Origin of the sequence: Bradyrhizobium frederickii, assembly GCF_004570865.1 — a bacterium.
Taxonomy (GTDB): Bacteria; Pseudomonadota; Alphaproteobacteria; order Rhizobiales; family Xanthobacteraceae; genus Bradyrhizobium; species Bradyrhizobium frederickii.
In genome coordinates this window covers 1-11,901 of the sequence record NZ_SPQS01000009.1, presented here as the reverse complement: position 1 = coordinate 11,901, position 11,901 = coordinate 1, and the positions used below count along the sequence as shown (strand labels likewise).

General features: G+C 65.3%; 9 protein-coding genes. 8 read left to right on the top strand and 1 reads right to left on the bottom strand.

Translation table 11 applies throughout. From position 1 onward, the window contains the following. Position 1 precedes the first annotated feature (1 nt). Positions 2-2,233, top strand: coding sequence for a CHASE2 domain-containing protein (locus E4K64_RS16785; RefSeq protein WP_135164508.1), 2,232 nt, complete (start codon positions 2-4; stop codon positions 2,231-2,233). Positions 2,234-2,554: 321 nt separating this feature from the next. Here E4K64_RS16785 and E4K64_RS16780 read toward each other — a convergent pair whose 3' ends face one another. Next, positions 2,555-4,150 carry an ABC transporter substrate-binding protein gene (locus E4K64_RS16780; RefSeq protein ID WP_135164507.1) on the bottom strand — a complete coding sequence of 532 codons (1,596 nt, stop codon included), beginning with the start codon at positions 4,148-4,150 and terminating at the stop codon, positions 2,555-2,557. Between the two features lie 198 nt (positions 4,151-4,348). On the opposite strand from E4K64_RS16780, the gene E4K64_RS16775 reads away from it, so the two are divergent. The 7 genes from E4K64_RS16775 to E4K64_RS16745 all read left to right on the top strand — a co-directional run bounded on the left by E4K64_RS16775 (position 4,349) and on the right by E4K64_RS16745 (position 11,818). Continuing rightward, positions 4,349-6,007, top strand: coding sequence for an ABC transporter substrate-binding protein (locus E4K64_RS16775; RefSeq protein WP_135164506.1), 1,659 nt, complete (start codon positions 4,349-4,351; stop codon positions 6,005-6,007). A gap of 189 nt (positions 6,008-6,196) precedes the next feature. Further along, a complete protein-coding gene (locus tag E4K64_RS16770; RefSeq protein ID WP_135164505.1) occupies positions 6,197-7,150 on the top strand; it encodes an ABC transporter permease in 954 nt (317 codons plus the stop codon). Between the two features lie 2 nt (positions 7,151-7,152). Next, on the top strand, positions 7,153-8,055 hold the full coding sequence (locus E4K64_RS16765; protein WP_126259606.1) for an ABC transporter permease: 903 nt from the start codon (positions 7,153-7,155) through the stop codon (positions 8,053-8,055). Between the two features lie 124 nt (positions 8,056-8,179). Continuing rightward, a complete protein-coding gene (locus tag E4K64_RS16760; RefSeq protein ID WP_164718853.1) occupies positions 8,180-9,241 on the top strand; it encodes an ABC transporter ATP-binding protein in 1,062 nt (353 codons plus the stop codon). After that, a complete protein-coding gene (locus E4K64_RS16755; protein ID WP_135164504.1) occupies positions 9,238-9,435 on the top strand; it encodes a hypothetical protein in 198 nt (65 codons plus the stop codon). The genes E4K64_RS16760 and E4K64_RS16755 overlap by 4 nt, the downstream gene beginning before the upstream one ends. Beyond that, the gene (locus E4K64_RS16750) at positions 9,432-10,847 is read left to right on the top strand and encodes an amidase (protein ID WP_135164503.1); all 1,416 of its coding nucleotides are present in this window, start codon (positions 9,432-9,434) and stop codon (positions 10,845-10,847) included. Before E4K64_RS16755 ends, E4K64_RS16750 begins: the two co-directional genes overlap by 4 nt. Further along, a complete protein-coding gene (locus E4K64_RS16745; RefSeq protein WP_135164502.1) occupies positions 10,844-11,818 on the top strand; it encodes an ABC transporter ATP-binding protein in 975 nt (324 codons plus the stop codon). Before E4K64_RS16750 ends, E4K64_RS16745 begins: the two co-directional genes overlap by 4 nt. Positions 11,819-11,901 lie beyond the last annotated feature (83 nt).

The window sequence follows — 11,901 nt, the reverse complement described above, 5'->3', positions numbered from 1 at the left end:
AATGAGACGTCTCAAGATCCTGCGGCGGTGGTTTGCGCGGAAGCTGGGCTTCGCGCGGCTGATGTGCCTTGCGCTGCTGGTGCTGTTCGCCGGCGCGCGGCTGTGGGATCCGCCGCCGATCCAGGAGTTGCGGCTGCGCACCTTCGACATGTTCCAGCTGATCGATCCGCGCCACAAGGCGGCGCGGCCGGTCGTCATCGTCGACATCGACGACAAGAGCCTCGCCAAGCTGGGCCAGTGGCCGTGGCCGCGCACGCGAATCGCCGACCTGATCCAGAATCTCACCAACAGCGGCGCGGTCGCGATCGGCTTCGACGTGGTGTTCTCGGAGCCCGACCGGCTCAACCCGGATCTGGTTGCGGGCCAGATGCGCTATCTCGACGACGCCACGCGCGCCAAGCTGCGTGAGCTGCCGACCAACGACCAGATTCTCGCCGAGGCGATCGAGCGCTCGCGTGTGGTGCTGGGCGAGACCGGACTTCCAGAGGTCTTGTCGGAGCTGGACAAATCGCTTCCGCTCACGGGGGTGGCGACGGTCGGGGAGGAGGGGGCCGAACGCTTCCTGTTCGAATTTCCAGGCTTGCTGCGCAACGTGCCGGTGATCGAGAAGGTTGCAGCCGGCCGCGGCCTGTTTTCGATCAGGAAGGAACGTGACGGATTCATCCGCCGCGTGCCGATGATCATGCGCGCACAGGGCAACATCATGCCCTCGCTCAGCCTCGAGATCCTCCGCGTCGTCACGGGCACGCCGACGCTGTTGGTCCGGACCGACAAGACCGGTATCAGGTCGATCCGCATCAAGGGTGTCGAGATCCCCACCGACAAGAACGGCCAGTTCTGGGTGCACTACGCGCGCCGGGACCCCTCGATCTACGTCTCCGCCGCCGACGTGCTCGACAACAGCGTGTCGCCGAGCAGGTTCGCCGGCAAGCTGGTGCTGGTCGGAACCTCTGCGGCCGGGCTCAACGACATCAAGACCACGCCGGTCTCTGCGACCATGCCGGGGGTCGAGATCCATGCCCAGGTGCTGGAGAGCGTGTTGAGCGGCGCGGTGATCTCGCAGCCGAACTATGCGCTCGGGGTTGAATTGCTCGCCGCGCTGATCATCGGCCTGCTCGTCATCATCTTCACGCCCAATCTCGGTCCCGTGCGCCTCGTGCTCGCCGGTGCGACGTTCGCGGCGATCCTGGTCGGCACGTCCTGGTTCTTCTACGTGCAGTACCGCTACCTCATCGACTTCACCTATCCGCTGCTCTCGACCACGGCGGTTTATCTGACGCTGATCTTCGCCAGCTTCGTGCGCGAGCAGCGCCAGCGCGTGCAGATCCGCGGGCAGTTCGCGCAATACATGTCGCCCGTCCTGGTCGAGCAGCTGGCGCAGTCGCCGGAAAAGCTCGTGCTCGGCGGCGAGGAGCGCGTGATGACGATCATGTTCTCGGACGTGCGCGGCTTCACAACGATCTCGGAGAGCTACAAGCACGACCCGCAAGGCCTGATCGCGCTGATGAACCGCTTCCTGACGCCCCTGACCGACGTCATCATCGAGCGGAAGGGCTACATCGACAAATACATGGGCGACGCCATCATGGCGTTCTGGAACGCGCCGCTCGACGATGCCGAGCACGAGGTCAACGCCTGCGAAGCCGCGATCCGGATGCTGGAGCAGATCGACGTGGTGAACAAGGAGCGCGAGCAGGAAGCCACCGACGGCGGCCACGTCTACATCCCGCTCAATGTCGGCATCGGCCTCAACACCGGCATCGGCGTGGTCGGCAACATGGGCTCCGACCTGAAGAAGAACTATTCGGTGCTCGGCGACAGCGTGAACCTCGCCTCGCGCCTGGAGGGCCAGTCAAAGGAATACGGCTTTCCCATCATCGTCGGCTCCCGCACCGCGCTCGCCGCCAAGGAGAAGTTCGCGATCCTCGAGCTCGACTTCATCATGGTCAAGGGCAAGACCGAGCCGGAGGTGATCTACGCGATCGCCGGCCGCGAGGACGTGATGCATTCGGCCGCTTTCCAGCGCCTGCGCAACATCACCATCGAGATGCTCAGCTGCTATCGCGGCCGCGACTGGCAGGGCGCCCTGGATGCCATCGAGCGCGGCCGCAAGAGCGAGGATGCCGACACGCTGGAAAAGCTGTTCAGGCTCTACGAGGCGCGCATCAAGGATTTCCAGTTCAATCCGCCGCCGGAGAACTGGACCGGGGCATATGCGCTGCTGACGAAGTAGGGGTCACACACTCGCCGTCGTCCCGGACAAGCGCGCCCAAAGCGCGCGCAGATCCGGGACCCATAACCCCAGGGAGGAGTTGTGGTGCGAGATCGGAAACCGCGAGTCTTCGCCAAACCGCTCCCTGTGGTTATGGGTCCCGGGTCTGCGCTGACGCTTGCCCGGGACGACAGCTGCGTTTGACGCGGCGTGTACCTGAAGCGACTGCTGCCGTAGGGTGGGCAAAGGCGCAAAGCGCCGTGCCCACGATCTTTCTCTGCATGTTGAAATGGTGGGCACGCTGCGCTTTGCCCACCCTACAGCAGCTTCGTTTTGCCGCCCTCACTCCGTCCCGATCGTCGTCAGATCCTGAAACCAGTGCTGGGCCTGCACGAACTGCTTCACCTTCGGCGACAGCGCGTGCGGGTTGGTGTCGTGGACGACCCAGACCAGCGTGGCGTCGTCGACGATCAGCGCGTGCGCCTGCGCCAGCAGCTCGTCCTGTTTTGCGGAATCGAACGTCTGCTTGGCCTCGTCGATCAGCGCGTCGACCTTCGGATTCTTGTAGCCGCCCCAGTTGACGCCCACCGGCGCGATCTGGCCCGAATGGAAGAAGCGGACGATGGCGTAGAGCGGGTCGGAGGTGACGTAGGCGATGTTGTTGGCGGTGATGCCGGCGTTCATCTCGTCGGCCGCGCCCTTGCGCCAATGCGTGTAGAGCGTCTCCAGCTCGACCACCTTGAAATCGATCTCGATGCCGATCTCCTTGAAGCTCTGCTGCAGGAATTCGTTCATCGGCAGCGACAGCATCTGCCCGGTGCCGCCTTGCGCGATGATGAAGGTGGCCTTCAGCGGCTTTGCCTTGGAGTAGCCGGCTTCCTCGACCAGCTTCCTGGCGGCGGCCGGATCGTATTTCAGCTCAAAGCCCGGCTTGCCGAACCACGGGCTGGACGGATCGACCTGGCCCTTGGCGGGTTTTGCGAGGCCGTTCATCAAGCCGACCACCGCGTCGCGATCGATTGCAAGGTTCAGCGCCTTGCGCAGGCGGATATCGGTCCAGGGCGAGCCTGGCAGCACGGACAGATGATAATTCCAGACATGCGGCGTGACGTTGTCGACGAGCTTCATGCCGGCGGCCTTGAGCTGCGGCACCGCATCCGGCGCCGGCGTCTCGATCAGATCGACCTGGCCCGCGAGCAGCGCATTGGTGCGCGTCAGCGCCTCCGGCATCGGCACCAGCACGATCTTGTCGGCCTTCGGGATGCGCTTCTTGTTCCAGTAGTCCGGATTTTTGCTGAGTTCTGCGAGCTCGCGCGGCACCAGTTTCGTCAATTTGAACGGGCCGGTGCCGGAGGGCTGGCTGGCGAACTTGTCCCAATCCTTGCCGAGCTTGTCGTACTGCGCGGGGCTCGACACCAGAAACCACAGCATCTGATAGGGGAAGAAGGAATCGACCGTCTTGGTGGTGATCTCCACGGTGAAGTCGTCGATCCTGGCGTAGCTCGCGACCGAGGGCAGGCGGGTCTTCACCTGCGCGCTCTGCCGCTTGTCGAATTGCGGCGCCTTGTCGTTGAGCACCTTGTCCAGATTCCAGATCACCGCATCGGCATTGAACTCGCTGCCGTCGTGAAACTTGACGCCCTTGCGAAGCGTGAAGCGCCATTTGGTCTTGTCGGCGTCATCCACCTTCCACTCGGTCGCGAGCCCCGGCACCAGCTTGCCCGGACGATCGGCGACGTCCATCTCCCACGCCACCAGCGGATCGTAGATCGTGTAGGCCGTGAACTGGTAGGCGCCGGCGCCGCGATCGGGCTGCCCCGTGGTCAGCGGGATGTCCGCCATCGAGATGCCGTAGCGCAGCACGGTTTCGGCGCGCGCCGAGATTGCGGACGACGCCAGTGCAAGCACGGCGAGACAAATCGACAGACGAATACGCATGGTCCAGAGCTCCCAGGGATTTCGGGACCAAACTTGCAATCTTGATGCCAGAATAGGCAGCGCGACGCGCACACCGGCGTAGTACCTACAAGGACTTGTCGTCGCAGGGCCAAATTGCAGAATAAGTTTCTCTTTGGCATAGCCATTGCATACGATTGCATCAAAAATAGTCATCGAAGCCGGAAAAGGATTGAGGCGATGCTTACTAAGAAGAACACACGCGCGGCATTGATCGCGATGCTCGCTCTAACGACGGCGGCCGCCTGGCCGCGCGTGGCCGGCGCGGAGACCGTGCTGCGCATCGGCATGACTGCTGCCGATATTCCGCGCACGCTGGGCCAGCCCGATCAGGGTTTTGAAGGCAATCGCTTCACCGGCCTCACCATGTACGACGCGCTCACCGGCTGGGACCTGTCTTCTGCCGACAAAGCAAGCGTGGTGATCCCCGGCCTTGCGACCGAGTGGAAGGTCGACGATGCCGACAAGACCAAGTGGACCTTCAAGCTGCGCCCCGGCGTGACCTTCCACGACGGCTCGCCGTTCAACGCGGACGCGGTGGTGTGGAACGTCGAGAAGGTGCTGAAGCAGGATGCGCCGCAATTCGACGCCAGCCAGGTCGGCGTCACGGCCTCGCGCATGCCGACGCTGGCGTCGGCGAAGAAGATCGACGACATGACGGTCGAGCTCACCACCAAGGAGCCCGACAGCTTCCTGCCGATCAACCTCACCAATCTGTTCATGGCGAGCCCGGCGAAGTGGCAGCACTTCTACGACAAGGCGGAGGGCGCCGATGCCAAGGCCAAGTCGCAGGCGGCATGGACGGCGTTTGCCAAGGACGCCGCGGGCACCGGTCCGTGGAAAATGGCGAGCTTCACGCCGCGCGAGCGGCTCGAGCTGGTGAAGAACGCGAGCTATTGGAACAAGGATCGCGTGCCCAAGGTCGACAAGATGGTGCTGCTGCCGATGCCGGAGGCGAACGCGCGCACCGCGGCGCTGCTCTCCGGGCAGGTCGATTGGGTCGAGGCGCCGGCCCCGGACGCGCTGCCCGAGCTCAAGCAGCGCGGCTTCAAGCTCTACGCCAACGAGCAGCCGCATGTCTGGCCGTGGCAGTTCTCGCGCGTCGAGGGCTCGCCCTGGAACGACATCCGCGTGCGGAAGGCGGCGAACCTCTGCGTCGATCGCGAAGGCCTCAAGGACGGCCTGCTCGCCGGACTGATGGTGCCGGCAACCGGCACCTTCGAGCCCGGCCATCCCTGGCGCGGCAAGCCGAGCTTCGAGATCAAATACGACAAGGCGGCCGCCCAGAAGCTGATGCAGGAAGCGGGCTTTGGCCCGAACAAGAAGCTGACGGTGAAGACGCAGACCTCGGCCTCCGGCTCCGGTCAGATGCAGCCGCTGGCCATGAACGAATATCTGCAGCAGGCGCTCGCCGAATGCTATTTCGACGTGAAGCTTGACGTCATCGAGTGGAATACGCTGTTCACCAACTGGCGCCGCGGTGCCAAGGATCCCAGCGCCAACGGCTCGAACGCCACCAACGTCACCTATGCCGCGATGGACCCGTTCTTCGCGCTGGTGCGCTTCCTGCAATCGGGCATGGCGCCGCCGGTCTCGAACAATTGGGGCTTCATCAACAATCCCAAGTTCGACGAGCTGGTGAAGAAGGCACGCCAGACCTTCGATCCCGCCGCGCGCGACGCCGCGCTCGCCGAGCTGCACGCGGCCTCCGTCGACGATGCCGCCTTCCTCTACGTTGCCCACGACGTCGGCCCCCGCGCCATGAGCCCGAAGGTGACGGGCGTCGTGCAGCCGAAGAGCTGGTTCATCGACTTCTCGCTGGTGTCGATGAAGGAGTGAGGCGGGCACACTGGTAGGGCTCCCCTCCCCCTTGCGGGGAGGGGTTGGGGAAGGGGGTCCACACGGGCGGTCCCTGTGTGGCCACCCCTCTCCCTAACCCTCCTCCGCAAGGGGGGAGGGAACCCTCGCATAGTGCGTCCCTTACTATCCCCAGCGCATCAGTCGCCCGACATCACGTTAGGTAAATCAGTGCTCGCCTATATCGCCAGACGCATCGTCTATGTCGTCCCGATCGTCATCAGCGTCGCGCTGGTGTGTTTCCTGCTCGTGCATATCACGCCGGGCGATCCGCTCGTTGCCGTGCTGCCGGCCGACGCCTCGCAGGAGCTCGCCGCGCAACTGCGCACCGCCTATGGCTTTGACCGCCCGTTGCCGGTGCAGTTCGGGCTTTGGTTGCTCCGTGCCCTGCATGGCGACCTCGGCAATTCCATCGCGACGGGGCGTCCCGTGCTGGCCGAGGTCATGCGCGCGGTCGGCAACACCGTCACGCTGGCGATCGCCGCCGCCATCATCGGCTTCACCATGGGCATCCTGCTCGGCCTGATCGCCGGCTATTTCCGCGAGACCTGGATCGACAAGGTCGCGACCTCCTTCGCCATCGCCGGCGTGTCGGTGCCGCATTACTGGCTCGGCATGCTGCTCGTCATCGTCTTCTCGGTGCAGCTGAACTGGTTGCCCGCCGTCGGCGCCGGGCCCAGCGGCTCCAATTCCTGGGCCTGGGACTGGGCGCATCTGAAATATCTGGTGCTGCCGGCGATCACGACGTCGGTGATTCCAATGGGCATCGTCACCCGCACCGTGCGCGCGCTCACCGGCGACATCCTCAGCCAGGATTTCGTCGAGGCCTTGCGCGCCAAGGGGCTGCACGAGCGCGGCGTGTTCCGCCACGTCATCAAGAACGCCGCGCCGACCGCGCTGGCGGTCATGGGGCTTCAGCTCGGCTACATGCTCGGCGGCTCGATCCTGATCGAGACCGTGTTCTCCTGGCCGGGTTCGGGCTTCCTGCTCAACTCGGCGATCTTCCAGCGCGACCTGCCGCTGCTGCAGGGCACGATCCTGATCCTGGCGCTGTTCTTCGTCTTCCTCAATCTCCTGGTCGATATCGCCCAAGCCGCGATCGACCCGCGCATCAAGCGGGGCTAGCGATGAGCGAGCTTCCGTTGTCCGCCACCGCCGATGCCGCGTTGCAGGCCGCGCCCGCGACCAAGGCGCGGGGCTATTGGGCGACCGTCGGCCGCCGCATCCGGCGCGACAAGGTCAGCATGGCCTGCGCGCTGGTGCTGCTGCTGATCTTCCTCTCGGCGATCCTCGCGCCCTGGCTTGGCCTTGAAGATCCCTACAAGGGCTCGATGATCCGGCGCCTCCGTCACATCGGCACGCCTGGTTATCCGCTCGGCACCGACGAGCTCGGCCGCGACATGCTAGCGCGCCTCATCTATGGCGGGCGGCTGTCGCTGGTGATCGGCATCCTGCCCGTGATCCTCGCCTTCGGCATCGGCACCTCGCTCGGCCTCATTGCCGGCTATGTCGGCGGCAAGCTCAACACCGCCATCATGCGCACGATCGACGTGTTCTATGCCTTTCCGTCGGTGCTGCTGGCGATCGCGATCTCCGGCGCACTCGGCGCCGGCATCCTCAATTCCATCGTGTCGCTCACCGTCGTGTTCGTGCCGCAGATCACGCGTGTTGCCGAAAGCGTCACCACCGGCGTGCGCAACATGGATTTTGTCGAGGCGGCGCGTGCCTCCGGCGCCGGGCCCTTCACCATCATGCGCGTGCACATCCTCGGCAACGTGCTGGGCGCGATCTTCGTCTATGCCACCAGTCTCATCTCGGTCTCGATGATCCTGGCCGCCGGTCTGTCCTTCCTCGGCCTCGGCACCAAGCCGCCGGAGCCGGAATGGGGCCTGATGCTCAACACCTTGCGTACCGCGATCTACGTCAATCCCTGGGTCGCAGCCCTGCCCGGCGCCATGATCTTCGCGGTCTCGATCTGCTTCAATCTGCTCTCGGACGGCCTGCGCAGCGCCATGGACATCAGGAACTGACGATGGTGATGCAGAAGCAAGGCGTGGATGGCCGGGACAAGCCCGGCCATGACGGCATGGAGGCTTTAGTAGCAGCCATATGCGGTCGCCCTGTCTCGATGCGCAAAGGTGGGAGGCATGGGCCATGAGCGAAACTAACACCTCCGCCGCCATGCTGGAGCCGGTCGAGGACGTCGGCGGCCTCGCGCAGCCGCTGCTGCAGGTTAACGGGCTGACCAAGCATTTTCCCGTGCGGGGCGGGCTGTTCGCCGCCAAGCGCACCGTACGTGCCGTCGACAACGTCACCTTTGCCGTCGCCAAGGGCGAGACCGTCGGCATTGTCGGCGAATCCGGCTGCGGCAAGTCGACCACCGCGCGGCTCTTGATGCATCTGATGCCGCGCGATACCGGCGACATTATCTATGACGGCATGACCGTGGGACAGTCGCTGAGCCTGCGCGAGCTGCGCCGCGGCATGCAGATGGTGTTCCAGGATTCCTACGCCTCGCTCAATCCGCGCCTGACCATCGAGGAATCCATCGCCTTCGGCCCCAAGGTGCACGGCATGGCCGATGGCGCGGCGCGCACCCTCGCGCGCGAGCTGCTCGGCAAGGTCGGACTGCGCCCTGAGAACTTCGCCAACCGCTATCCGCACGAGATCTCCGGCGGCCAGCGCCAGCGGGTCAACATCGCACGTGCCCTGGCGCTGTCGCCGCGGCTGGTGATCCTGGACGAAGCCGTCTCCGCGCTCGACAAATCCGTCGAGGCGCAGGTGCTCAATCTGCTTGTCGACCTCAAGCGTGAGTTCGGCCTGACCTATCTCTTCATCAGCCACGACCTCAACGTCGTCCGTTACATCTCGGACCGCGTCCTGGTGATGTATCTTGGCGAGGTGGTCGAGCTCGGCCCGGTCGATCAGGTCTGGGATAGCCCTGCGCATCCCTACACCCGCGCACTGCTTGCTGCGATGCCATCCTCTGATCCTGATCGGCGCACCGAGACGCCGCCGATCACCGGCGATCCGCCCAATCCGATCGATCCGCCCTCGGGGTGCCGCTTCCACACCCGCTGCCCGTTTGCGGAGCCGCTCTGCGCAAATGCGACACCAAAGCTCACCGCGCTCGATAGAATGGGCCACGAGGCCGCGTGTTACATGGCTATACCGGGTTCTGGCCATAGCCGCGCGCCCAGGGAGAAGACCGCATGACGAGACCGACACCGAAAGAGATCAAGCCCATCGCGCAAATCGCCGGCGTGCCGGTGGATGACGAGATCGCGACCCGCATCTCCAACTCCATCGGACCTGCCTTCGAAGGCTTTGCGACCATCGCCGGTACGCTGCCGTTCGATCTCGAGCCCGCGCTCTACCCGATCGTGCAGACGCAGAAGGTGTCGAAATGAGCCTTGAGCCTGCCTTGATGACGCTCACCGAGGTCGCGCGTGCGATCGCGATGAAGCAGCTGTCCTCGCATGAGGCGACGCGCGCGCTGCTCAACCGCATCGCGCAATGGCAGCCGCATCTCAACGCCTTCATGTCGATTGAGGCAGAATCCGCGCTGAAGGCGGCCGATGCCGCCGATGCCGAGCTCGCCGCGGGCAAGGTTCGCGGTCCGCTGCACGGCGTGCCGCTCGCGCACAAGGACATGTATTACGATGCCGGCCATGTCGCGACCTGCGGCTCGCTGATCCGCCGCGACTTCGTGCCGACCGTGACCTCCACCGCCTTGCAACGGCTCAAGGACGCCGGCCAGGTCCGCCTCGGCACCCTGCATCTGGCCGAATTCGCCTATGGTCCGACCGGCCACAACGCCCATTACGGCCCGGTCCGCAATCCCTGGAACGTCGCGCATATCACCGGCGGCTCGTCCTCGGGCTCCGGCTCGGCGGTCGCGGCGCGGCTGACCTATGCGGCGCTCGGTTCCGACACCGGCGGCTCGATCCGCATGCCCGCGCATTTCTGCGGCGTGACGGGGCTGAAGACCACGGTCGGCCGCGTAAGCCGCGCCGGCGCGATGCCGCTGTCGCAATCGCTCGACACGGTCGGCCCGCTGGCTCGCACCGCCGAGGACTGCGCGCTGCTGCTCGCGCTGTTGGCCGGCGCGGACCCGGCCGACTCGACCTGCAGCCAGGAGCCGCTGTCGGACTACGTCGCCGCCACCAAGGGCTCGTTGAAAGGCCTCAAGATCGGCGTGCCCACCTCGTTCTATGTCGACGATCTCGACGCCGAGGTCGCGCGCGTGCTGGACGAGACCATCGCGGTGCTCAAGCGCGAGGGGGCCGACATCGTCAAGGTCGAGCTGCCGGATCAGCGGCAATTGTCCTCGGCGAGCCAGCTCGTGCTTGCCGCGGAAGCTGCCGCCTTCCACAAGCGCTGGATGATCGAGCGCCCGCAGGATTATGGCCCGCAGGTGCTGATGCGGCTTCAGAACGGCCTCGCCGTTCCCGCCATCACCTATCTGGAGGCCATGCGCTGGCGCGGGCCGGCGCTGGCCGCGCACGACGCCGCCACAGCCGGCGTCAATGCGGTGATCGCGCCGGCTTCGCCGGTGCCGGCACCAACGATCGAGGAGAGCGATGTCGGCGGCGGCCCGAACGCGCCGGCGCTGCTGCAACGGCTGACGCTGTTCACGCGTCCGGTGAACTTCCTCGGTCTGCCCTCGCTCACCGTGCCCTCCGGCTTCACCAGAAGCGGCCTGCCTGTCGGCATGCAGCTGATCGGCCGCTCCTTCGATGAAGCGACCCTGCTCACCATCGGCGCCGCATTTCAGCGCGCCACCGACTATCACGATCGATTGCCGAAACTGCCGTCATGACCAAGCTCGTCGAGATCTCAGGCCTCAATATCCGCTTCACCGGTGAGCGCACCGTCTATGCCGTGAACGACCTCAGCCTGTCGCTGGGTGATGGCGAGGTGCTCGGCCTGCTCGGCGAGTCCGGCTCGGGCAAGAGCGTGACGCTGCGCGCGCTGATGCGGCTGTTGCCGAAGAAGCGCACGCAGATTTCGGGCAAGGTCAACGTCATGGGGCAGGACGTGCTCGCCATGAATGACGAGCAATTGTCGTCGTTCCGCGGCCAGACCGTCTCGATGATCTTCCAGGAGCCTGCGCTCGCGCTCGATCCGGTCTACACCATCGGCACGCAGATCGCCGAAAGCGTGGTGCGCCACGAAGGCAAAACCTATGCGGAGGGCAGGGCTCGTGCACTCGAGATGCTCGAGGTCGTGCGCATCCCCTCGGCGAAGCGACGGCTGGATGCCTATCCGCACGAGATGTCGGGCGGCATGCGCCAGCGCGCGATGATCGCGCTGGCGCTGGCCTGCCGGCCCAAGATCTTGCTGGCGGACGAGCCGACCACGGCGCTCGATGCCACCGTGCAGATCCAGATCCTGCTCTTGCTGCGCGAGCTGCAGCGCGAGTTCGGCATGTCCGTGATCTTCGTCACCCACGACATCGGCGTCGCCATCGAGATCTGCGACCGCGTCGCGGTGATGTATGCCGGCCAGATCGTCGAGCAGGGGACCTTGCGCGACATCGTCCGCACCCCCATGCATCCCTACGCCAAGGGCCTGCTTGCCTCCACCATCCACGGCGCCAGGCGCGGCCAGCGCCTCGAAACCATCCCCGGCACGCCGCCCTCGCTGGCCGAAAAGCCGCACAATTGCTCCTTCGCCCCCCGCTGCAAGCTCGCCGAGCCGCGCTGCCTGGAGCAGCTGCCTGCGAATGTGGAGGTCGGTCCGGGGCGGGCGGCACGATGTGTGCTGGCAGAGCCGGTGGTCGCGACGTAGCTTGTTGTTCAGCTGAAGTACATCCCAGCGCACAACTGCGCTCTCTCCCCCCTTGCGGGGGAGGGTGGGGGAGAGGGGTAGCC

Coding starts and splice junctions, on each gene's coding strand:
- E4K64_RS16785 (WP_135164508.1), top strand. CDS start 2: ATGAGACGTCTCAAGATCCTGCGGCGGTGGTTTGCGCGGAAGCTGGGC.
- E4K64_RS16780 (WP_135164507.1), bottom strand. CDS start 4,150: ATGCGTATTCGTCTGTCGATTTGTCTCGCCGTGCTTGCACTGGCGTCG.
- E4K64_RS16775 (WP_135164506.1), top strand. CDS start 4,349: ATGCTTACTAAGAAGAACACACGCGCGGCATTGATCGCGATGCTCGCT.
- E4K64_RS16765 (WP_126259606.1), top strand. CDS start 7,153: ATGAGCGAGCTTCCGTTGTCCGCCACCGCCGATGCCGCGTTGCAGGCC.
- E4K64_RS16760 (WP_164718853.1), top strand. CDS start 8,180: ATGAGCGAAACTAACACCTCCGCCGCCATGCTGGAGCCGGTCGAGGAC.
- E4K64_RS16755 (WP_135164504.1), top strand. CDS start 9,238: ATGACGAGACCGACACCGAAAGAGATCAAGCCCATCGCGCAAATCGCC.
- E4K64_RS16750 (WP_135164503.1), top strand. CDS start 9,432: ATGAGCCTTGAGCCTGCCTTGATGACGCTCACCGAGGTCGCGCGTGCG.
- E4K64_RS16745 (WP_135164502.1), top strand. CDS start 10,844: ATGACCAAGCTCGTCGAGATCTCAGGCCTCAATATCCGCTTCACCGGT.